This is a genomic window from Tessaracoccus caeni, assembly GCF_029211185.1.
Lineage (GTDB): Bacteria > Actinomycetota > Actinomycetes > Propionibacteriales > Propionibacteriaceae > Arachnia > Arachnia caeni.
In genome coordinates, this window is record NZ_JARGDO010000026.1 from 1 (window position 1) to 21953 (window position 21953).

The following is a 21953-nucleotide window of genomic DNA, read 5'->3' on the forward strand; positions in this document are numbered from 1 at the left end:
CGCCATCAACCTACTCCGAAACGCCGGCGTCACCGTCACCTTCCCCAGCCCCACAGAAGCGGTGGTCACCTAACTTTCGTATGAGCACCCGGAACGAGCCCCGAAGCCGTAGCCTCGAAAAGAGCCAACGCAACCTTCAGCTGGGACTGTCCGTCGACTGCCAGCGGGGTCGCTTCGAGGCGACTTCGTCGCACCTCAACGACCGTGATACCGGCAGCCTAACGACCGACGTAGCCAAGGCTGGACTCTGCGGATAGCCAGCAACCCACTAAGAGTTCACTAGTCCACCGACTTCGGTGGACTAGTGAACTCTTAAGCCGTTCTGCGGACGTTGGATTCACCCACATCCGTCACTCCTCGCGCTCTACGATGGAGCGGAGCGCAAGGGGGCGGGATGACGGAGCACGGCGGGCCACGCAACACCCTGGTGGAAGACCGGGTGGCCATCGCCAACCGCATCGTCGGCGTGATCAACCGGCAGAGCCAGGGCAAAGAGCCGGCGTGGCCGATCACCGTGATCACCGGCGACGACGGCTCGGGCAAAACCCGCATCATCCAAGAGATCTACGAGAAGCTCCGTATCCAGGCCGACGACGGCTACTGGCCGCCACTTAACCTGGGCGACCTCACCACCCGGAAGCTCCCCGGTCCACCAACCGGAGGGTTCGTGTGGCCGGAGAAGACCCTTCCCGGCTTCGGCTGGTGGTCACTACCCGTCTTCGACGGCGACCTCGCCCGCTCCATCGACACGATCCGGCACCAACTCATCCGGCACCGCAAGACCCTGCAATACTCCTGGCTCTCCGGCGCCGATCTGCCCGACAAGATCGCCGCCAACCGCAAGGTGTTCATGGACCTCGCCTCCGAGGCCGCCACCGAGGAGGTCAATAAAGCCTTCGTCAAGACGGTCGAGAAGCTGCTCGGCGATGTTCCCCTGGCCGGGGTCTGGCTCTCTTGGGCCATCCGCGCCTACCGCTGGCGCAGGCAGGCCATCGACGACAGGCGTAACTTCCTCAACGACGTTGACACCGACGAGGCGGTCGCCAAATACCTCAGTGACGAGATCAACGACGACGCCAAATACATCGCCTCCGTCACAAGGCGAGGACTCCCCGGAATCCTCGCCATCGAAGACGCCCACCTCCTCGACACGCGCGGGCTCGCGCTCCTCGACCACCTGGCACGGCTCAACGACGACGCCCACCCACTGCACCTGCTGTGCACCGCCCCGCCGGAGAAACGCGTGCCAGATGCGCCGCTGTACCGCTGGCTGCATCAACAGACCAAGCACGGGAAGGTGCGGACAATCGCACTGCCTGAGTTCACACTCCACAACGCCATCTCCCTGATCCAAGACCACGCCCCAGCCACCGAAGGTCAGGCGGTCCGGCTCTGCGCCGACCTGCCCGAGCCGTACTCGCCGCTGCTTCTTCAAGCCTGGCTGGCCGGCCCACAAGTCACCCACCTGCTCCACCTCTCCGACGCCCTCGAGCCCACCGACGAGCTACTGGCCACCGTCCCGGCCTCCATCGACGAATGGTTCCAACACAAATGGCACCGCCTATCCCCTGTGGAGCAAGACGTGCTCCGCGTGGCGCTGGCCCTCACCGGCGATGCCGCCTCCGCGACGGTCCTGGAAGAGATCATCCTCGACGCCGGAACGACCATCCGTGGCCACAACGCGGATGACATTCGGGAAGGACTGGCGTCGATCATCCGCAGGGGCTGGCTGGTGTGCACCGACGGACGCCTCACCTTCCCCGACCGCCACACCTGGCGCGCCGCCCGCAACCACGCCACACACGGCAGCACCGCGCTCGGCCCATCGGAGATCCGATCCCTGCACGAGAATACGAAGGAGCTTCTCACGGCCTGGGTCGACGCAGCATTGGCCGACTACCGCTGGACCGAGTCCAACCCCCAAGCCCTCTGTGCCGCCGATATGTGGGCCACGATCACCGACACCAACGCCATCACTTTCCAGACCGAGGCCGAACGCGCCGTCTGGCTGATGCGCACCCAAACCTTCGGCCGCGACGACCTCACCCAACACAGCATCGACACCCTCGTCGCTCTCGGCACCGCCCCTATGCCCGCCTCGCTATCCAGCATCATGACCCGCGACCAGATCGCCCGGTCCCTAGCGAACCGCCACGCCTACCCCGAAGCAATCCGCGTCGCCACAACACTGCTGCAAGACCAGATTGCGGTCATCGGCCCCGGCCACCGCGACACCCTGATCACCCGCAGCTACATCGCTTACTGCATCGGTGAGAGTGGTAACGCCACAGAAGCGCTGCGCCTGCTCAGCGAACTCCTCCCCGATATGATCCGCGTTCACGGCAAAGACCACCGCGATATTCTGCTCACCCGCAGCAATATCGCGTACCTGACCGAAGAAGTCGGCAATATCGCCCAAGCTCGACACCTACTCTACGAGCTCCTCCCCGACATGATCCGCGTACTCGGCAAAGCCCACCGCTACACCCTGAGCACCCGCAACGACATCGCCCACTCGACCGGAACCAGCGGCAACACCACCGAAGCACTACGCCTGTTCACCGAACTCCTCCCAGACCAGGCCCGTGCCCTCGGCAAAGACCACCCAGATACCCTGACCACTCGCAGCCACATCGCCGCATTGACCGGTCGAAGCGGCAACACCACCGAAGCACTACGCCTGTTCACCGAACTCCTCCCCGACCAGGCCCGTGCCCTCGGCAAAGACCACCCAGACACCCTGGGCACCCGCAGCAACATCGCCGCATTGACCGGTCGAAGCGGCAACACCACCGAAGCACTACGCCTGCACACTGAACTTCTCCCCGACCGCATCCGCGTTCTCGGCAAAGACCACCCAGACACCCTGCGCACCCGCAGCAACATCGCCGCATTGACCGGTCGAAGCGGCAACACCACCGAAGCACTACGCCTGAACACCGAGCTCCTCCTCGACCAGATGCGCGTCTACGGCAAAGACCATCCCGACACCCTGCGCACCCGCAGCAACATCGCCGCATTGACCGGCCAGAGCGGCAACCCCGGCGAAGCCCTACGCCTGTACACCGAGCTCCTCCTCGACCAGATGCGCGTCTACGGCAAAGACCATCCCGACACCCTGACGACCCACGACAACATCGCCGCATGGACCGGCCAGAACGGCAACACCGCCGAAGCCCTACGCCTGTACACCGAACTCCTCCCCCACCAGATCCGCGTCTACGGCAAAGGCCACTCCAGAACCCTGGGCACCCGCAACAACATCGCCCACTGGATCGGTCGGAGCGGCAACACCGCCGAAGCCCTGCGTCTGTTCACCGAACTCCTCCCCGAACAGATCCGCATCCTCGGACCAGACCATCCATCTACGCTGAACACTCTTCATCAGATTGAGCACTGGGAGAAGAAGGTCAGCCAGCACGACGAGCCAGACGATGGAGCCACCAACTGACGACGGTCGGACCAGCGGCAGTCTGTCGGATGTGGGAGCGGCAACGTGGGCGAGCGGCCCACCTCACCGATTTATGGCTGGCTATAGTCCTCGCACTGTACGTATGGCACAGTGCGGCCAACAGAGCCAGCGATAAGTTCGGCCCCCGTTGCCTGCCGGACAACCAAGTCCTGTGGAGGATGGGTTCCTGCGGATTCTCGCGCTGGCTCTCCTCGAGGCTCGGCCGCAGGCGGCCTCGCACCTCGAAGAGCGTAGGGGGTTGCACCTCGAGGAGTGTGGTGGGGTGTGGAGGACGGGGTTCACCCCTGATGCTCTTCGAGGTGCGGAGGCGCTGGGCGAGGAACGAGCCCCAAAGCCGTAGCCTCAAGGAGAGCCACGGGCAGCCAAACGCATAGTCGTGTGGAGGATGAGGTCCGCCCCCGACGCTCTTCGAGGTGCGGAGGCGCTGGGCGAGGAACGAGCCCCGAAGCCGTAGCCTCGAGGAGAGCCACGGGCAGCCGAACGCTTAGTCGTGTGGAGGATGGGGTTCGCGAGTGGGTGTGGTGGGCGTAAAAGCCGTGAGCCCGCGCGAAGCGCCGGAACACGGCCGGCGGCGGGCACTTCGAGGCTCGCTTCGCTCGCACCTCAGCAACCGCGACCCCATCCGGAACACGACGGACTGGACCACCGAAACCCGACCACAAGTCCCTAGGCACCGTCACGCTCTCCTCGAGGCTCGGCCGCGGACGGCCTCGCACCTCGAAGAGCGTCATCAGGTCCTCTCCCCGATCCCTTCCTCACCTCGAAGAGCGTCATCAGGTTCTCGCGCCGGACCCTTCACACCTCAATGAGCGTGTCGTCTTACTGGAAGGCGAAGAGCGGAGGGAAGGCGAAGGCGACGATCGCGGCCCAGGTGGCGAAAGCCGGCAGGGCCAGGCACTGCCAGCGCTCCAACCGGAGCGACGGCTTCGAGCGCAGCACCCCGATGTAATGTACCGCCGAGCCGATGAGGTGCACGAGCAGCAGCAGGTTCACCACGAGAGCCGCCAGCTTGTTCGGCGACACCCCGAACTCCCACAGCCGGCCGGACAGCGCCCACAGCAACAACAGGTCGACGGCGATCCCGGAGATGATCAACACGAGCTGCATCCAGTCCAGCGCCCTCGGCCCCGACTCCGGCGGACGCGCCGACACGGTGAACAAGACGATGGCGGCCACCACGATCAGCAGCACGTCGAAGACGATCAGGACCGACCGGTCGAGGTTCACCGGGCTTCCGGTGAAGGCCACAACGACGAGGAAGCTCAGCAGCGCCACGGTCAGCACGGGGGTGAAGACCGCAGTCAGCACCGGTGCCATGTTCTCCATGGCCGACTTCTTCCGTTCCACCAGCCAGGCGCACACCAGGACGGCACCGACCGCCGGCACCGGGATGATCCAACTCGCGACACTCTCCAGATCGATCCCGACCGCCGTGAAGATACCCACCAGCAGTCCAACGACGACCCCACCGCCCAGAGCGATCAGCACGTAATAAATGAACGCCTCGCCCAGGTAGCGCACCCAGTCCATCCACGCCTCCAGGCTCCGCCAGCGCCGGCCGAGATAACAGATGCCGGTGAGGATGAGCAGCAGCACCGGAAGGTGAATGGCCGTCAAGGACAGGGTCTGGGTGGTCCAGTCGCCGGGATAGACCGCAGCAGCCACAGCACCGACTCCGAACATCCCGGCGAGGATGCCGAGGCCGAGCCGGTCCTTCGACGACGCGGTGACGACCAGGTAGACACCCAGGAAGGCCAGCACCGTCAGCGACGCGCCACGGAGATAGAAGGACTCAGCGAAGACTTGGGAGACCTCCAGCGGCAACCGCACGAGGACTCCGGCCACCAGCCCGAGGCCCAGCGCCACCGGCAGATGCCAGGACGTCGCCGGAGCAGCCGCAGGCAACTGCTGCCAGGCCCGCTCGGGGTGGGCGTTCAGGTACTCGGACGCGACATCGGAGAGGGAACCCAGCCGATGGTTCGCGACGAGAAAGGCCTCGTCCGCGGACAGACCCCGTCCTCTCAGATCCTGGTACTCGGCCAGCAGGTGGTCTTCCAGTTCGTCGACGTCGTCCGCGGTGATGCCGCGACGGGCGGACACGGCCTCGCGCCATTGACGCAGGTGCACCGACAGTTCGTCGATCTCCAACATGGTGCCTCCTCAGCTTCCGGGCTGCTTCGCGGCCGCCATGGGGCGGGAAAGAGGGGTTCGTTGGAATGAGATCGCGCCGGGCTGGGGAAGCAGCCCCCTCAAGGTCGTGGCGACGACGTCCAGCGCCTCGGTCTGGCCCCGCAACTCGACGAGCCCCGCGTCGGTGATGGCGTAGTACTTCCGGCGTCGGCCGCTCTCCGACGTACCCCAGCGAGCCTCGATCAGACCCTGACGCTCCAGACGGTGCAGCAAGGGATAGACCATCCCCTCGCTCCAATCGAGCGATCCTCCCGAGGCGTCCTTGATCCGCCGAAGGATCGAATATCCGTAGTCCTCGCCGCGAGCCAGCACGCCCAAGACGATCGGGGTGGCCGACGCAGCCACGAGATCCTTGCCGATGCGCATGGACCCTCCTTACCTTGTACTACTAGGCATTGAATCTACCCTAGCACTACAAGGTATAAGGGAGGAGAAACCTACCCGAGGCTCACCGAGGTGATCTTCGCCTCGGCGATCGGCGACATGCCGTCGGCCGCATCGACGCCCTGGGCCGCGATCCCGCCGATCACGTCCAGGCCGGCGTCGTCGATGGCGCCGAAGACGGTGTACTCGGGCGGCAGGTCGGTATCGTCCCACACCAGGAAGAACTGCGAGCCACCGGTGTTCGGCTGCTGCCGCTTCGCCATCGCCAGCGTGCCTCGCGGATAGGTCAGCTCCGGGGTGACCTCGTCAGGGATGGTGTATCCCGGGCCGCCGGTACCGGTGGCTGTGGGATCGCCGCACTGGAGGATAAAGATCCTGGTGTCCACCAGACGGTGGCACACGGTGTCGTCGTAGAAGCCCTGCTCGATCAGGGAGACGAACGAGTTGACGGTGCACGGCGCCTGCGCCCTGTCCAGCGTGAGCGTCACATCGCCCGCCGTCATGTGCAGCGTGGCCGTCACCTCACCCTTGTTGGCGACATTGGTGGTCGACGGCGGGTCGACGGGCCGAGCAGGCTCACTCTCCGCCGGGTAGGCGCACTCACCTGCTGTTACAACCGACTGCTCCCTCGCTGCCTGGGTGCCTACCGGCTGATCGCCATACGGTCGGGCGGATTGGTTCGCATCCGCGCAGCCGACCAGGGCCAACGCCAGAACAGAGGTGACAACGACGGTCTTCTTCACACGCACGGCCCACACAATACCGGGGAGCACCATGCGAGTAGATTGGCGCCATGGTCACGCTCTCCAAGATCTACACCCGAACCGGCGACGCCGGCGAGACCCGACTCTCGGACAACTCCGTCGCTCGCAAGACCGACCTCAGGGTCGAGGCCTACGGTCATGTCGACGAATGCAACTCAGTGCTCGGAGTAGCCGTCGCCCTCGGCAGCATCCCCGAGCGGATCCTCGAGATGCTGGCTCTGGTGCGCAACGAGCTCTTCGACGTCGGCGCCGACCTCTCCACTCCCCTGGATCCCAACCCGCCGTGGCCACCGCTGCGCATCGAACAGCCCTCGATCGACCGCTTGGAGGGATTCTGCGACGAGCTGCAGGAGGACCTGCCCACGCTGCGGTCTTTCATCCTTCCCGGAGGCACGCCCGCCGGGGCGCAACTGCACGTCGCTCGCACCGTGGCCCGCCGGGCCGAGCGCGCCGCCTGGGCCTGCTACGAGAGCTTCGGGACGAAGGAAGACGGCGGCATCAATCTGCTGGCCATCACCTATCTGAACCGGCTGTCCGACCTGCTGTTCATCATGGCGCGAGCCACCAACGGCAGCGAAGCCGAGATCCTCTGGGTGCCCGGTACCGACCGCGAGATCCCGAAGAAGAAGCGCGGCTGATCTGCGGGATCGCTTAAGCCGGGGACGACGGGTACCGCGTCCCTGGGGGCGCGGACTCCAGCCATGACATCAAACCCAGCGCCGAGTCCTGGGCCATCGCGATCGAGCTTCGCTCCCCCGTGAGGCTATCGCGCACCATCACCACGTTGGAGTTCTCGTACAGGGTGAACACCTCGAGCCCTTCAGGGGCCCTGCGCTTCTCGTAGATGGTGACACCTCGCCGAAAGCGCTTCTTCGGCCGCATCGACAGCGAGAACGACCGGTACCACTCCAGATCTTCGTTCGAGTAGCGAGCCATGCCGAGCGCCCAGCCGCCACCGGGAAGATCCTCGCGCATCAGCATGGCGCAATCAAAAAGCCCGCCCTTGCCGGTGAGCCAGCGACGGCGGGCGTACAACAGTACGAGAGGGAGGAAGGCACAGGCGAGCACCACGAGTACTGCGGTCAGCTCCCACGGCATGCACCTCACCCCTTCCCCTGGATGCAGTCAGGGCAGCCCCCGCGAGGGGGCCGCCCTGTCAATCTCGTTGTCTCAGCTGTCGCGTGCGCGCTCCGCAGCCCGTACCTGGGCCTTGAGAATGTGCAGGCGATGCTCCTGGCCGTCGGTCAACGCGCCCTGGTTGCGGATCACCTCGAGCTCCGCGATCTGGCGCTCGGCGCTATCGAGCGAGATCTCCTCGGCCCGTCGCACCTCCTGGCTGATGATCGAGACCCCGCCTTGCGCCACGGAGATGAAGCCTCCGTCGACGGCCATGATCCGAGTCCGGCCATCGGCCCCGACGATCTCGGCCACCGACGGCGTCAGCACCGCCATCAGAGGCTCGTGGCCGGGCAGGATGCCGATGTCGCCTTCCGTGGTGCGGGCGATGACGTTGACCGCCTCGCCCGACCACACCCGGCGGTCAGCCGCGACGACCTGCACCTGAAGTGGTTCACGAGCCACGATCAGAGATCCTTGCTCATCTTCGACCAGTTGGCCATCACGTCGTCCATGCTGCCCACGTTGAAGAAGGCCTGCTCGGCGATGTGGTCCACCTCGCCGCGCACGATCATGCGGAACGACTCGATGGTATCGGCCAGCGGAACGGTCGAGCCCTCGATGCCGGTGAACTTGGTCGCCATGTAGGTGTTCTGCGACAGGAACTGCTGGATGCGACGCGCCCGGTTCACGATGATCTTGTCCTCTTCGGACAGCTCGTCGACGCCGAGGATGGCGATGATGTCCTGGAGCTCCTTGTTGCGCTGCAGGATCTGCTTGACCTCGACCGCCGTGTCGTAGTGGTTCTGGCCCACGTACTGCGGATCGAGGATGCGCGAGGTTGAGCTCAGCGGATCCACGGCCGGGTAGAGGCCACGCGAGGCGATCTCACGGGAGAGCTCCGTGGTGGCATCCAGGTGCGCGAAGGTGGTGGCCGGCGCCGGGTCGGTGTAGTCGTCGGCGGGCACGTAGATCGCCTGCATCGAGGTGATCGAGTGGCCGCGGGTCGACGTGATCCGCTCCTGCAGCTGGCCCATCTCGTCGGCGAGAGTGGGCTGGTAGCCCACGGCCGACGGCATGCGGCCGAGCAGCGTCGAGACCTCGGAGCCGGCCTGGGTGAACCGGAAGATGTTGTCGATGAACAACAGCACGTCCTGGTTCTGCACATCGCGGAAGTACTCCGCCATGGTCAGGGCCGACAGCGCGACGCGAAGACGGGTGCCCGGGGGCTCGTCCATCTGGCCGAAGACGAGGGCAGTGTCCTTGAGAACGCCGGCCTCCTCCATCTCGTTGATGAGGTCGTTGCCCTCACGGGTGCGCTCACCCACGCCCGCGAACACCGAGGTGCCGCCGAAGTTGTGCGCGATGCGGTAGATCATCTCCTGGATGAGCACCGTCTTGCCCACGCCGGCGCCGCCGAACAGGCCGATCTTGCCGCCCTGCACGTACGGGGTCAGCAGGTCGAGCACCTTGATGCCGGTCTCCAGCATCTGGGTGCGGGACTCCAGCTGATCGAACGCCGGGGCCGAACGGTGGATCGGCCAGCGCTCGGTGATCTCGATGGTGGACGGATCGACGTTCAGCACGTCGCCGGTGGCGTTCCACACGTGGCCCTTGGTGACGTCGCCGACGGGCACCGAGATGGGGGCGCCGGTGTCGCGCACCTCGGCCCCGCGGCGCATGCCGTCGGTGGGCTTCAGTGCGATGGCGCGCACGATGTTGTCGCCCACGTGCAGCGCGGTCTCCATGGTCATGGTGCGGGTCTCGCCCATCACCTCGGTCTCGACGTGCAGCGCATTGCCGATCTCGGGGATCTGGTCAGCCGCGAACTCCACGTCGACGACGGGGCCGATGACGCGTGCGACCCGGCCGACGCCTCCGGTGGCGGCTGCCTGCGATGCTTCAGCAGTAGCAGTCATGTGATTCTTCCTCACTCGTTTCCGGCTGACTCGGCCAGCGCCGAGGCGCCGCCGACGATTTCTGTGATTTCTTGGGTGATACCGGCCTGGCGTGCCTGGTTCTCCTGGCGCGTGAGCATCTGGATCAGCTCCTGCGCGTTGTCGGTGGCGGCCTTCATGGCCCGCTGCCGGTTGGCCAGCTCGGAGGCCGCCGACATCTGCAACGCGAAGAAGATCCGGTTGGCGACGAACAGCGGGAACAGCGCGTCGAGCACCGTCTTCGGATCCGGCTCGAAGGCGTAGAACGGAGTCGACTCGACGTCGGACGGCTCCTGGCCCTCCACCGGCACGTCGTCGGCGTCCACGATCTCGATCGGCAGCAGCCGCCGCGGCAGCGGCGTCTGGGTGATCATCGAGACGAACCGCGTGCCGACGGTGTGGAGCTGATCCACGCCGCCTTCCTCGGTGGGCTTCAGGAAGGCCTCCATCAGCACCGAGCCCATCTCACGAGCGTGAGCGTAGGTGGGAGCGTCGGAGAAGCCTGTCCACGCCCGCACGACCGGGATGTTGCGGAACTCGTAGTACGCCACGGCCTTCTGACCGGAGACGTAGATGTCGACTTCCTGCCCCTCGTCGATCAGCGTGCGGCGCAACTGCTCCGCCGCCTTGATCGCATTCGAGGAGTAGGCCCCGGCCAGGCCCCGGTCGCCGGTGATCACCAGCAACGCGGAGCGCTTGGGGTTGGGGACGTCCGTCAGCAGAGGGTGGTCGATCTCGTGGTACGCCGCCAGCGCCGACATCGCGTGGTCGAGCTCGGTGGTGTACGGCATCGCCGCACGCGCCGCCTGCTGGGCCTTGACGATGCGAGACGCAGCGATCAACTCCATCGCTCGGGTGATCTTCTGCGTCGCCGCAACGGACTTGCGACGCTGCCGAAGCTCCCGGAGACTGCTAGCCATCGACGATCACGCCCGCTTCTGGCGAACGATCTGCTCCTGGCCAATCTCGCTGTCGTTCAACGCACGGTGCTCTTCTCGCCCGACGAGCATCTTGCCCTCCGAGGTGCGGAACACCCGCTTGAAATCGGCGAGCGCCTTCAGCGCGGCAGCCTGGTCGTCGTCGCCGAACACCTTGGTGCTGGCGATGTTCTGCAGAACCGACGCGTTGTGGCGCAGGTGATCCAGGTACTCCTGCTCGAAACGCAGGATGTCCGCGACGGGAACGTCGTCGAAGTGGCCCTCGTTACCGGCCCACACGCTGATCACCTGGTCCTCGACGGCGTACGGCGCGTACTGGCCCTGGCGCAGCAGCTCGGTGAGGCGCGCGCCACGGTCGAGCTGGCGACGGGAGGCCGCGTCGAGATCGGAGGCGAACATGGCGAAGGCCTGCATGTCGCGGTACTGCGCGAGGTTGATCTTCAGCGAGCCCGAGACGCCCTTCATCGCCTTGATCTGCGCGGCGCCGCCCACACGGGAGACCGAGATGCCCACGTCGATGGCGGGGCGCTGGTTCGCGTTGAACAGGTCGGACTGCAGGAAGATCTGGCCGTCGGTGATCGAGATCACGTTGGTGGGGATGTAGGCCGAGACGTCGTTCGCCTTGGTCTCGATGATCGGCAGGCCGGTCATCGAGCCGCCGCCCAGCTCGTCGGACAGCTTCGCGCAGCGCTCCAGCAGGCGGGAGTGGAGGTAGAACACATCGCCGGGGTAGGCCTCGCGACCCGGAGGACGACGCAGCAGCAGCGACATGGCGCGGTAGGCCTCGGCCTGCTTGGTGAGGTCGTCGAAGACGATCAGCACGTGCTTGCCCTGGTACATCCAGTGCTGGCCGATGGCCGAGCCCGAGTAGGGAGCGATGTACTTGTAGCCGGCCGGATCGGACGCCGGGGCGTGCACGATGGTGGTGTACTCCATCGCGCCGGCCTGCTCGAGCGTGCCCTTGACCTCGGCGACCGTCGAGCCCTTCTGGCCGACGGCGACGTAGATGCAGCGCACCTGCTGCTTGGGGTCGCCGGACTCCCAGTTGGCCTTCTGGTTGATGATCGTGTCAATCGCAATGGCGGTCTTGCCCGTCTTGCGGTCGCCGATGATCAGCTGACGCTGGCCGCGGCCGATCGGGGTCATGGCGTCAATGGCCTTGAGGCCGGTCTGCAGCGGCTCGCGCACCTCCTGGCGATCCATCACGCCGGCTGCCTGGATCTCCAACGCACGACGGCCGTCGATGTTGGAGATCTCGCCGAGACCGTCGATGGGGTTGCCCATCGCGTCCACGACGCGACCGAGGTAGCCGTCGCCGACCGGAACGGAGAGCACGTCGCCGGTGCCGTGCACCAGCGAGCCCTCGTCGATGCCCTCGGAGTCGCCGAGGACGACGACGCCGATCTCACGCTCGTCGAGGTTCTGGGCGATGCCCATGGTGCCGTTCTCGAAGCGCAGCAGCTCGTTCGCCATGACCGAGGGCAGGCCCTCGACGCGGGCGATGCCGTCGCCCGAGGTGACCACGCGGCCGACCTCGGTCTTGCTGGCGCCGTCGGGCTGGTACGACCGGACGAACTCGTCCAGCGCTGAGCGGATCTCGTCCGGACTGATGGTGAGTTCAGCCATTACGTCCTACTTTCGAAGATTGGAGGTGGTGAGCTGCCGGCGGGCGTCGTCGAGCCGTGCGGCAACGGTGGATTCGATTACTTCGTCGTCGATCTGAACGCTCATGCCACCGAGCACAGCCGGGTCGACGTCGATCTGCAGCAGCACGCCGCGACCGACCTGCTTCTCGAGCGCACTCTGGAGCCGGGCCACCCGGGACTCGTCCAACGGACGGGCCACGCGGACCTTGGCGATCGTGCGCCGGGTGAGCTGAGCGGCCATGTCGAGGTACGCCGTGACCGCCAGCTGGAAGCCGCGGGCGCCGCCGTCGACGGAACGCGACAGCAGTTGACGGGTGGCCGGGAGCGCGTTCTTGGCCAGCGAGGCAATCAGCTTCTGCTTCTCCCCCACCGGAACCGCTCGGTCGCGAAGGATGTCGTTGACCTCGGGGGTCAGCAACACCGCGTCGGCGACCGTGTCCAGTTCGGCCGTGACCGCCTCCAGCTGTCCCTGCTCCTGCGCGGTGCGCAGGGCCAGGCGGACGCCTTGCCGTTCGATGCCACGCACGAGCCGCAGGGGACTGCCCCAGGGGTGCCCGACCGCGCCATCCACCACTTGCATGGCCGAGGGAGCGATCTTTCCGCCGAACAGCCGCGCGGCCAGCGCTTGGCGCTGCTCCGGGGTGGCCGACGGGTCAGACAGCGAACGACGCAGCATCGGCTGCTCAGTGAGCAGGTCAGCCACCTGGAAGAGGTCGCTGGCAGCAGCCGCGTCGGCTGCCACGGAACCGGCCAAGACGTCCAGGGCATTCAGTGCCGCGTCGCTCGCCCTCATCGGTTCGAACCTGCCGACTCGAGCTCTTCGAGGAAGCGATCAACGGTGCGCAGCGCCCGCTCGTCGTTCTCCAGCGACTCGCCGACGATCTTGCCCGCGAGGGTGGTGGCCAGGCCACCGATCTCGCCCTGCAGGTCGAGCATCAGCTGGGCGCGCTCGGCGACCAGCTGCTGACGGCCGGCGAGCAGGATGCGGTCGGCTTCCTTCGACGCGGTCTCCCGCGCCTCGGCCAGGATCTGGGCGCCCTGATTCTTGGCGTCTTCCCGGACCCGGGCGGCCTCTTCCCTTGCGGCAGCCATCTGATCGTTGTACTCGGCCAGCATCGCCTCGGCCTTGGCTTCCGCCACGGCCGCGCGCTGCATTCCGCCCTCGATCTTGCTCGAGCGCTCCTCGTACATCTTTTCGAAGGCGGGCACCACGACCTTCCACATGATCAGGAAGATCACCAGCATCAGCGCGATGCCGACGAGGACCTCCGAGAGGTGGTGGGGAGCCAGGGGCCCGAGGGGTCCGCTTTCGCCCTCGAGCAGCACCCCGATGGTGGGGGTCATGACGGGCCTCAGAGGACGAAGGCGAGGGCGATGGCGATGATGGCGAGTGCCTCAACCACGGCGAAGCCGATGAAGGCGGTGCTCATCATGGCGCCACGAGCCTCAGGCTGGCGGGCGGTGCCGTTGATGACCGAAGCGAAGATCCAGGCCACGCCCAGAGCCGGCGCGATCGTGGCGATCGCGTAGCCGATCATGTTGAGCGAACCGTTGATTTCGAGGAGGGTCAGCATGTGTGTTTCCTTTCGGATGGCTTCGTGCTTTCCCTATGAGCACGAAGTCGGATTTTGGGGGTTAGTGCGCCTCGGAGATCGAGGTCGACACGTATTGGGCGGTGAGAACGGTGAAGATGTAGGCCTGCAGGGCGCCGATGAACAGCTCGAGCAGCAGGATGATGAGGCTGAACAGGATCGAGACGCCGCCCGCCACGTTGTAGAACAGGCTGTCGGTGTAGGTCAGCAGGTAGCCGCCGCCCACGACGAACACCATCACCACGAGGTGGCCGGCGAACAGGTTGGCGAACAAACGCAGCGCCAGCGTGATGGGCCGGGTGATGAAGGTGGCCAGGAACTCCAGCGGGATCACGATCGGCAGCAGGTAGCCGGGCACGCCGTCGGGGATCAGGGAGTTCTTCAGGAACTTCATGCCGAACTTCTTGAAGCCAGCCCCTACGTAGACCAGCCAGCTGAGAGCGGCCAGGCCGTAGGCGTAGCCGACGTTGGAGAAGGTCGGGTACATGAAGAAGAAGAACTCGCCGAACCAGTTGTTGATCAGCAGGAAGGAGAACAGGCCCAGCAGGTAGGGCAGGAACTTGCGGTAATCCTCGTGCAGGATGTCGCGCGCGATGCCGTTGCGCACGAAGTCGTAGACGTATTCGGCGAGGAACTGTCCCTTGGACGGCTTGATCTGCAGCTTCCGCGAGGCCAGCCACCAGAGCACGATGACCAGCAGCGCGCCGATCACGGCCTGGAAGAAAGGCTTGTTCATCCAGTCCGGCAGCACGCCGGGCAGAACCGAGTTCCAGTGGAAGTCCGTCACGCCGGGTGGCTGATAGCCGCCGCTCTCGAGCGGAAGGAGGGCGATCGTCACGTGTTACTCCCGTATCGTTTGATGATCAGGTAGATGCCGCTGATCAGGCCCACGATGAGGCCTACCGGCAACAGCCACGAGGTCTTCAGGAAATGGTCGCCAACCCAACCGAGGCCGCCATAGAACAGCAGCCCAGCGAGGATATAGGCCAGGACGCCCATACCGTCTTCAGAACGAGGTGCAATGCCGCTACGCGTCGCCTCATCGTGCCGCTCAGGTGTGGTGCCCATGTCGGGTGTGAGCCTAGCAGGAAAACGCGTCTGCCTCACCCCCCAGACGCCTGGCTGGACCATCTTTTCAGATGAGGTCACGTCGTCGAGGTGGGGGGTTGGTACTCGTGATCGTAGACCGGCACGCGCTGCCTGCTCGCGACGAGCACCACCCCGCTGACCCAGCCCAGCACCGTACCCACCACCGAGAGCAGGAGCCATCCGTCGCTCACGCGCGGCGCGACGGCCTCCAACGAGAGCAGAAACCAGAGCCCCGCGGCGATGCCGATCACCCGGACGGCGTAGCTGACGAGAACCAATGCCATGCCCTGCATGGGCTCGAGTTCGGAGGCGACCACCTCCAGGGCCTGACCGATGGCGTAGAAGATCACCACCGCGGCGAATCCGAGCACCGACGTGAGAACGGCGTCGCCTCCCCCGAGCGCCAGGGCGAGTCCGATCACGGTGACACCGACGAGGTGACCGCCGATCACGCCGCCGCGCATCATCTGGCGTGCCCGCACCGTCGCCGCCGTCACCGTGGCGCGAGGAGCCGGCTGGCTCTGGGGTTTCTCAGTCATTGGCACTCGCTCCGGGCAGCAGCACTTCGTCGCTCTCGTCGACGGCGTGCGGGCGGATCGGCCGCAAGGTCGCGATCAGCACGACGATCACGGCCACCACGACGCCGATCACGGGCAGCACCGAGCCGCTGAACGCGATCACCACCAGGCCCACCGAGACGACAGCCGTCCAGCCATACATGAGGAAGACGGCGCCGCGATGCGAGTGGCCCCTCGCAAGGAGGCGGTGGTGGATGTGGTCCTTGTCGGCGACGAACCAGAACTGTCCCTTGCGCGTCCGTCTCACCCACGCGGCCACCAGGTCCACGAAGGGCAGCACCATCACGGCGAGCGGCAGGAGGATCGGCAGCCATGCCGGCAGCACGCTGCCCTTCTCCACCCGCAGCGCACCGGTGTCGATCTGCCCGGTGAACGAGATCGTGCTCATCGCCATCAGCAGGCCGAGCAGCATGGCACCGGAATCGCCCATGAACATCTTGGCCGGATGGAAGTTGTGCAGGAGGAACCCGATGCACACCCCGCAGGTCGCAACGGTGATCAGCGACGCCGTCGTGGCGCGCACCAGCTCCTGTTCGTAGGCCAGGTAGTAGGTGTAGGCGAAGAACACCCCGGAGCCGATCGCGATCACACCGGCCGCGAGCCCGTCGAGGCCGTCGACGAAGTTGACCGCGTTCACGCACAGCGCGATGAAGGCGAGGGTGAGCAGGATGCTGGTGGCGTCGTCGAGGACGAAGATCGAGTTGGGCAACGGAATCCACCGGATCCGCACGCCCTGCAGCACCGCGACCCCGGCGGCGAGGCCTTGGCCCGCGAACTTGACCAGCGGCGACAGATCGTAGCGATCGTCGATCACGCCGACCACCGTGATCAGCAGGCCCGCGAGGACCACGGCCATCGCGTCGTGCCCGACGATCGCGTAGCGGCCGAGGAACGGCAGCTGGATGGCGAGAGTGAGCGCCACCGCCAGTCCCCCGAACATCGCGACACCACCGAAGTACGGGATGGGCTCGGTGTGCACGTCCCTGTCCCGCGGCATCGCCAGCACGCCGGAGCGCACCGCCAAGGCGCGACAGAGACCGGCCAGGAGGTACGTCGCGGCCGCCGCAACGAGCAGGACGAGGAGGTACTCGCGCATCAGGCCGGGGTGTCCCCGGGCCTCTCGGACGCGGGATCGCGCAGCACCTCGGTGGGCTCGTCGTCGGTGGCTTCAGGCTCCGCCGGATCGGAATCGGAGTCGGCCGGCTCGCTCTCGGTGGACTCGGGCTCGGGCTCGGGCTCGACAGGAAGCACGACTCCGGGCGACACCTCTTGCAACTGCTCCAGGCTGAGCGCCCCGAGACGCACCACCTCGCCGTGCTCGAAGCGGGTGAAGTCGACGATCGTCGAGGCCACGCCCCCGGCTGCCTGTCCCCCGTCGAGATAGACCGCGACGCTGTCGCCGAGCTGAGCCTCCGCGTCGGCGCAGCTGGTGGCCGGCGGCTCACCAGACACGTTGGCCGAGCTGACCGCGAGCGGTCCGGTGCGGCGCAGCAGCTCGCGGGCGCCGTCGTGATCGGGCACCCGGATCGCGACCGTGCCGTGGGTCTCGCCCAACTGCAGACGGGCGGCGGGCTGCGCCTTCAGGATCAGGGTCAGCGCGCCGGGCCAGAAGGCCTTGGCCAGCTCGTCGGCGGCGGCAGGAACAGAGGTGACCACCGCGCGCATCATCAGCCGCTCCGCGATCAGCACGGGAGGCGGCATGTCCTTGCCTCGCCGCTTGGCATCGAGCAGTCCTTGCACCGCGTCCGCGGAGAACGCGTCGGCGCCGATGCCGTAGACGGTGTCCGTGGGCAGCACGATGCACTGCCCTTCGCTCACGGCCGCCGCGGCTGCGGCGTAGCCGCCCTGGGCGTCGTCGGCGAGGGAGAAGGTCGTGGGGTGCTCAGTCACGGGTCAATCCTGCCACGGCCGACGATGCCACGGCGGGACGGCACCCCGTGACATAGCGAGGGCGTCCCGTCAGATCGGGCCGATCCAGGATCTCCTGGTAGCCGTGCTCCGCCAGCAGCTCGACGATCGCATCGTTCTGCGACTCGGCATGCTCGATGCCGAGCCAGCCCGACGGCGCCAGCAGCCGGTCGGCCACGTCCAGCACCACGCGCACCGCGTCCAATCCGTCCTCGCCCCCGAAGAGCGCGAGGTGCGGGTCGTGTTCACGCACCTCGACGGGCAGCGCGTCTCGCTCGCCCAACGGCACGTACGGCGGGTTGACCACCACCAGATCCACGGTGCCGTTCAACTCAGGGAAGGCGTCGGCCATGTCGCCATGCACCAGCTCGGCGCCGCAGCCCTCCAGATTGCGAACCAGGTAAGGCCAGGCGTCCGCCGACCTCTCGACGGCATGCACCTCGACGCCGCCGAGCTCGCGGCAGATCGAGCGCGAGATCGCGCCGGAACCCGCGCACAGCTCGACCACCCGGCGCTTTCCAACAGGACGCATGGCCAGCGTCGCCAGCGCCCAGCTGACCAGCTCTTCCGTCTCCGGCCTCGGCACGAACACCCCCGGTCCGACGGCGAGCTCCTCGTAGCGGAAGTAGGCCACCCCCGTCAGGTGCTGTACCGGGATGCCCTGCGCGCGCCGCTCGACCAGTTCCTCAGCGCGCCGCAGCTCGTCGTCGGTGGTGACCGAGCGCATCATCATGTCGGTGAGGTCGCAGCCGAGCGCGTGCGCGACCAGCAGGCGTGCGTCGACCCCAGGGGTGGCGACGCCCGCCTCGTCGAGGCGTTGCGCCAGCTGGAAGGTGAGCTCGTAGGGACGCATCAGGCGCCGACCCCCGCGAGACGCTCGGCGAGATCCTGTTCGGCGAGCGCGTCGAGCAGCGGATCCAGCGCTCCAGTCAGCACCTGATCCAGGTTGTGCGCCTTGAACCCGATCCGGTGATCGGTGATCCGGTTCTCGGGGAAGTTGTAGGTGCGGATGCGCTCGGAACGGTCCACCGTGCGTACCTGGGACTTGCGAGCCTCCGACGCCGACGCGGCCGCCTCGGCCTCCGCCAACTGAGTGAGCCGGGCCCGCAGCATCCGCATCGCGGAGTCCTTGTTCTGCAGCTGCGAGCGCTCGTTCTGGCAGCTCACCACGACGCCCGTCGGGAGGTGGGTGATCCGCACGGCGGAGTCGGTGGTGTTGACGCCCTGGCCGCCAGGTCCGGACGAACGGTAGACGTCGATCCGCAGGTCGTCGTCGTTGATCTCCACCTCGTCGGCCTCGACGTCGGGCATCACCAGCACGCCGGCGGCCGACGTGTGGATGCGTCCCTGCGACTCGGTGACGGGGACTCGCTGCACGCGGTGCACGCCGCCCTCGAACTTGAGCCGCCCGTAGGGCCCGTACTCGCCGCCCTGGCCGCCCTTGACGATGATGGTCACCGATTTGTAGCCGCCGAGATCGGTCTGCTGCTCGTCGAGCACCTCGATCTTCCAGCCGAGCTGCTCCACGTAGCGCGTGTACATCTTGAGCAGATCCCCGGCGAACAACGCGGATTCGTCTCCGCCCTCCCCCGACTTGATCTCGACGATGGCGTCGGAGAGGTCGTTGGGGTCGCGGGGCGCGAGCAGCCGGGTCAGCTTCTCGGTCTGCACGGCCAACTGCGCGTCGAGCTGCGTCAGCTCCTCGGCGAAAGTCTCGTCCTCGTCGGCCAGCTCAGCGGCCGCCGCGCGATCGCCGCTCAGCCGCTCGTAGTTCAGCAGCGCCTCGACGACGGGCCGCAGCGCCGCGTAGCGCCGTCCCACCTTGCGCGACTGCGCCAAGTCGGCCAGCACGGCGGGATCGGAGAGCTTTCCCTCCAGCTCGTGGAACTCCTCGATCAGGGGACCGGCATTATCGAACATCACTGTGCCTTAGGGGTAGACGCGTTTCGGACGAGACAAAAGACCTGGGCGCCGGCCCGGCCGGAAAATCCGGCCAAACCAGCGCCCAGGCGTAAGCTCAGCTACTTCTTCTTGGCGTAGCGACGCTCGAAGCGAGCCACGCGGCCGCCGGTGTCGAGGATCTTCTGCTTGCCGGTGTAGAACGGGTGGCACTCGGCGCAGACGTCGGCGCTCATCGAGCCGCGCTTGACGGTGCTGTGGGTGGTGAAGGAATTGCCACAGGTGCAGGTGACCGTGGTCTCCACGTACTCAGGGTGAATGCCCTGCTTCATAGTTTTTCTCCTTGATGTGTTTTCACCGGGTCGCATGCCTCGCGTGTGCGAGCGCATTGGAGTGCGTGAACCGGCACGATCTGCCATTCTGCCACCCCGAACCCGGGGTGGCCAAACTGGTGGAACTAGTTGTTGCCGCCCGGCGTGGTCTTCAGCACGCTGAGCAGGAACTCGTGGTTGTCGTTGGTCTTGCGCATGCGGTTGAGCAGCGTCTCGAGCGCACCCTGGTCGTCGAGGCCGGACAGCGCCCGGCGCAGCTTCCAGATGATGTTGAGCTCGTCGCGGCCCAGCAGCAGATCCTCGCGGCGGGTGCTGGAGGCGTCCACGTCGATGGCGGGGAAGATGCGCTTGTCGGCGAGTTCGCGACGAAGCCTCAGCTCCATGTTGCCGGTGCCCTTGAACTCCTCGAAGATCACCTCGTCCATCTTGGATCCGGTCTCGATCAGCGCCGTGGCCAGGATGGTCAGGGAGCCGCCGTTCTCGATGTTGCGCGCCGCGCCGAAGAACTTCTTGGGCGGGTAGAGCGCCGCCGAGTCGACGCCGCCGGAGAGGATGCGACCGGACGCGGGAGCGGCAAGGTTGTAGGCGCGCCCCAGGCGGGTGATGCCATCGAGCAGCACCACGACGTCGTGCCCCAGTTCCACCAGACGCTTGGCGCGCTCGATGGCCAGCTCCGAGATCATGGTGTGATCCTCGGCCGGGCGATCGAAGGTGGAGGCGATGACCTCGCCCGAGACCGTGCGCTGGAAGTCGGTGACCTCTTCGGGACGCTCGTCCACCAGCACCACCATCAGGTGCACGTCGGGGTTGTTGGCGGCGATCGCGTTGGCGATCGCCTGCATCACCATGGTCTTGCCGGCCTTGGGCGGCGAGACGATCAGACCGCGCTGGCCCTTGCCGATGGGCGAGACCAGATCGATCACGCGCCCGGTCAGCTGGGTGTTGACGGTCTCCATGCGGAGCCGTTCCTGCGGGTAGAGCGGGGTGAGCTTTGCGAACTCGGGACGGTTCCTCGACTTCTCAGGATCGTCCCCGTTGACCGTGTCTAGCCGCACCAGCGGGCTGAACTTCTCCTTGCGCTCGCCCTCTCGGGGGATGCGCACGGCGCCCGTGATCACGTCGCCGCGCCGAAGGCCGATCTTGCGCACCATCGACAGGGAGACGTACGCATCGGAGGGACCGGGAAGGTAGCCCGTGGTGCGCACGAAGGCGTAGTTGTCGCGGATGTCGACGATGCCCGAGATCGTGGCCAGCACGTCGTCGGGGTTGACCTGGGTGTCCACCTCGATGCGCTCGCCGGGACGGGGCCGCCGATTGGAGCGATCGCGGTTGCGGCGACGCCTGTTGCGGCGCCCACCGAGCGCCTCTTCGTAGTCGGCGAGGCTGGGCTGCAGCTCAGGCTCCGGCACGGGCTTGGTCTGGCCTTGACCCATCGCGGCGGCCAGCAGTTCGCCGACCTCCTCGTTGGTCTCTTCCTGAGCCTGACGATCGCGGGACTGCTCGCCCCTGCCCCGGCGCCGGCGACCCTGACGCCCGGCCTGCTCGTCGCCGCCGCGCTCCTTGGCGGGTCGGTCCTTGCCGGCCGACCCGTTCTCCGGCTCGGCGGCACGCTCGGGCTTCTGCTCAGAACGCTTCTCGGCGACGGGCTGAGCCCCGGCTTCGTCGGAGGCCACACGCTCGGTGCGCTTCCGGGGAGTCCGCACTGGGCGCTCGGTCTGGGCGGGAGCATCGGCCGAGGCCTTCTTCGGCTGCCCGCCGGAAAGGGCCGCAACCAGATCGCCCTTGCGCATCTGGGAGATTCCCTTGACGCCGCGCTCGGCGGCGAGGGCCTTCAACTCCACCAACTTGAGGGAGTTGAGGTCTGTGTTACCGGAATCGGCCACGAATTTCCTTCCTTAGAATCCAAGGATGCTGCACCGTTTCCCCGCCCTGTCCGTATGCGGGGGCGCGAGGTGCAGAAGATTGGTGAGTTCGCCGGGCGGCACATCTGGCTTGGGAACGAGCGGTTTCCAGGCGTTGCTTTACACCCTCGGAAGCGAACGTCGCCAATGCTACCACCCCGCGCTTCTCCCAGCGAACCGGAGGCAGGAAGGGCCGGAGAACGAGGA

At 66.6% G+C, this 21953-nt stretch carries 22 protein-coding genes; 2 read left to right on the forward strand and 20 right to left on the reverse strand.

Features of this window, described 5'->3' with window-relative positions:
* Window positions 1-394 precede the first annotated feature (394 nt).
* Complete coding sequence (locus P0D62_RS17370) at window positions 395-3451, forward strand: tetratricopeptide repeat protein (protein WP_275703802.1); 3057 nt, start codon at window positions 395-397, stop codon at window positions 3449-3451.
* 840 nt (window positions 3452-4291) lie between these two features.
* On the opposite strand, the gene P0D62_RS17375 is transcribed toward P0D62_RS17370, so the two are convergent.
* From P0D62_RS17375 to P0D62_RS17385, 3 genes are all read right to left on the reverse strand, one after another.
* Window positions 4292-5623 (reverse strand): permease prefix domain 1-containing protein, encoded by a 1332-nt coding sequence (locus P0D62_RS17375; protein ID WP_275703803.1) that lies wholly within the window; start codon window positions 5621-5623, stop codon window positions 4292-4294.
* 9 nt (window positions 5624-5632) lie between these two features.
* On the reverse strand, window positions 5633-6028 hold the full coding sequence (locus P0D62_RS17380) for a PadR family transcriptional regulator (RefSeq protein WP_275703804.1): 396 nt from the start codon (window positions 6026-6028) through the stop codon (window positions 5633-5635).
* A gap of 71 nt (window positions 6029-6099) precedes the next feature.
* The gene (locus P0D62_RS17385; RefSeq protein ID WP_275703805.1) at window positions 6100-6795 is read right to left on the reverse strand and encodes a peptidylprolyl isomerase; all 696 of its coding nucleotides are present in this window, start codon (window positions 6793-6795) and stop codon (window positions 6100-6102) included.
* 44 nt (window positions 6796-6839) lie between these two features.
* On the opposite strand from P0D62_RS17385, the gene P0D62_RS17390 reads away from it, so the two are divergent.
* Complete coding sequence (locus P0D62_RS17390) at window positions 6840-7448, forward strand: cob(I)yrinic acid a,c-diamide adenosyltransferase (protein ID WP_275703806.1); 609 nt, start codon at window positions 6840-6842, stop codon at window positions 7446-7448.
* Window positions 7449-7461: 13 nt separating this feature from the next.
* On the opposite strand, the gene P0D62_RS17395 is transcribed toward P0D62_RS17390, so the two are convergent.
* From P0D62_RS17395 to rho, 17 genes are all read right to left on the reverse strand, one after another.
* Window positions 7462-7908, reverse strand: a complete 447-nt coding sequence (locus P0D62_RS17395) for a DUF2550 domain-containing protein (RefSeq protein WP_275703807.1) — start codon at window positions 7906-7908, stop codon at window positions 7462-7464.
* 72 nt (window positions 7909-7980) lie between these two features.
* A complete protein-coding gene (locus P0D62_RS17400; protein WP_275703808.1) occupies window positions 7981-8391 on the reverse strand; it encodes a F0F1 ATP synthase subunit epsilon in 411 nt (136 codons plus the stop codon).
* Between the two features lie 2 nt (window positions 8392-8393).
* Window positions 8394-9845, reverse strand: a complete 1452-nt coding sequence (atpD, locus tag P0D62_RS17405) for a F0F1 ATP synthase subunit beta (protein ID WP_275703809.1) — start codon at window positions 9843-9845, stop codon at window positions 8394-8396.
* 11 nt (window positions 9846-9856) lie between these two features.
* Window positions 9857-10783, reverse strand: a complete 927-nt coding sequence (locus P0D62_RS17410) for a F0F1 ATP synthase subunit gamma (RefSeq protein ID WP_275703810.1) — start codon at window positions 10781-10783, stop codon at window positions 9857-9859.
* A gap of 6 nt (window positions 10784-10789) precedes the next feature.
* Window positions 10790-12427 carry a F0F1 ATP synthase subunit alpha gene (gene atpA / locus P0D62_RS17415; protein WP_275703811.1) on the reverse strand — a complete coding sequence of 546 codons (1638 nt, stop codon included), beginning with the start codon at window positions 12425-12427 and terminating at the stop codon, window positions 10790-10792.
* Window positions 12428-12433: 6 nt separating this feature from the next.
* Window positions 12434-13240 carry a F0F1 ATP synthase subunit delta gene (locus P0D62_RS17420; RefSeq protein ID WP_275703812.1) on the reverse strand — a complete coding sequence of 269 codons (807 nt, stop codon included), beginning with the start codon at window positions 13238-13240 and terminating at the stop codon, window positions 12434-12436.
* Window positions 13237-13791 (reverse strand): F0F1 ATP synthase subunit B, encoded by a 555-nt coding sequence (locus P0D62_RS17425; protein WP_275703813.1) that lies wholly within the window; start codon window positions 13789-13791, stop codon window positions 13237-13239. The genes P0D62_RS17420 and P0D62_RS17425 overlap by 4 nt, the downstream gene beginning before the upstream one ends.
* Before the next feature lie 8 nt (window positions 13792-13799).
* Window positions 13800-14018: an ATP synthase F0 subunit C gene (atpE, locus tag P0D62_RS17430; RefSeq protein WP_406708277.1), complete on the reverse strand. Its 219-nt coding sequence runs from the start codon at window positions 14016-14018 to the stop codon at window positions 13800-13802.
* A 64-nt stretch (window positions 14019-14082) separates the two neighbouring features.
* Window positions 14083-14877 (reverse strand): F0F1 ATP synthase subunit A, encoded by a 795-nt coding sequence (gene atpB / locus P0D62_RS17435; RefSeq protein WP_406708274.1) that lies wholly within the window; start codon window positions 14875-14877, stop codon window positions 14083-14085.
* Window positions 14874-15107 (reverse strand): AtpZ/AtpI family protein, encoded by a 234-nt coding sequence (locus tag P0D62_RS17440; protein WP_275703815.1) that lies wholly within the window; start codon window positions 15105-15107, stop codon window positions 14874-14876. Before P0D62_RS17440 ends, atpB begins: the two co-directional genes overlap by 4 nt.
* A gap of 77 nt (window positions 15108-15184) precedes the next feature.
* Window positions 15185-15667 carry a hypothetical protein gene (locus tag P0D62_RS17445; protein WP_275703816.1) on the reverse strand — a complete coding sequence of 161 codons (483 nt, stop codon included), beginning with the start codon at window positions 15665-15667 and terminating at the stop codon, window positions 15185-15187.
* Entirely contained in the window at window positions 15660-16802 is a 1143-nt protein-coding gene (locus tag P0D62_RS17450) for an MraY family glycosyltransferase (protein ID WP_275703817.1), read from the reverse strand. Before P0D62_RS17450 ends, P0D62_RS17445 begins: the two co-directional genes overlap by 8 nt.
* Window positions 16802-17596, reverse strand: a complete 795-nt coding sequence (locus P0D62_RS17455) for an L-threonylcarbamoyladenylate synthase (protein ID WP_275703818.1) — start codon at window positions 17594-17596, stop codon at window positions 16802-16804. The genes P0D62_RS17450 and P0D62_RS17455 overlap by 1 nt, the downstream gene beginning before the upstream one ends.
* Complete coding sequence (gene prmC, locus P0D62_RS17460) at window positions 17589-18467, reverse strand: peptide chain release factor N(5)-glutamine methyltransferase (protein ID WP_275703819.1); 879 nt, start codon at window positions 18465-18467, stop codon at window positions 17589-17591. The genes P0D62_RS17455 and prmC overlap by 8 nt, the downstream gene beginning before the upstream one ends.
* Entirely contained in the window at window positions 18467-19534 is a 1068-nt protein-coding gene (gene prfA / locus P0D62_RS17465) for a peptide chain release factor 1 (RefSeq protein WP_275703820.1), read from the reverse strand. Before prfA ends, prmC begins: the two co-directional genes overlap by 1 nt.
* A gap of 101 nt (window positions 19535-19635) precedes the next feature.
* Entirely contained in the window at window positions 19636-19845 is a 210-nt protein-coding gene (rpmE, locus tag P0D62_RS17470; protein WP_275703821.1) for a 50S ribosomal protein L31, read from the reverse strand.
* 125 nt (window positions 19846-19970) lie between these two features.
* Window positions 19971-21728, reverse strand: coding sequence for a transcription termination factor Rho (rho, locus tag P0D62_RS17475; protein ID WP_275703822.1), 1758 nt, complete (start codon window positions 21726-21728; stop codon window positions 19971-19973).
* Between the last annotated feature and the right edge of the window lie 225 nt (window positions 21729-21953).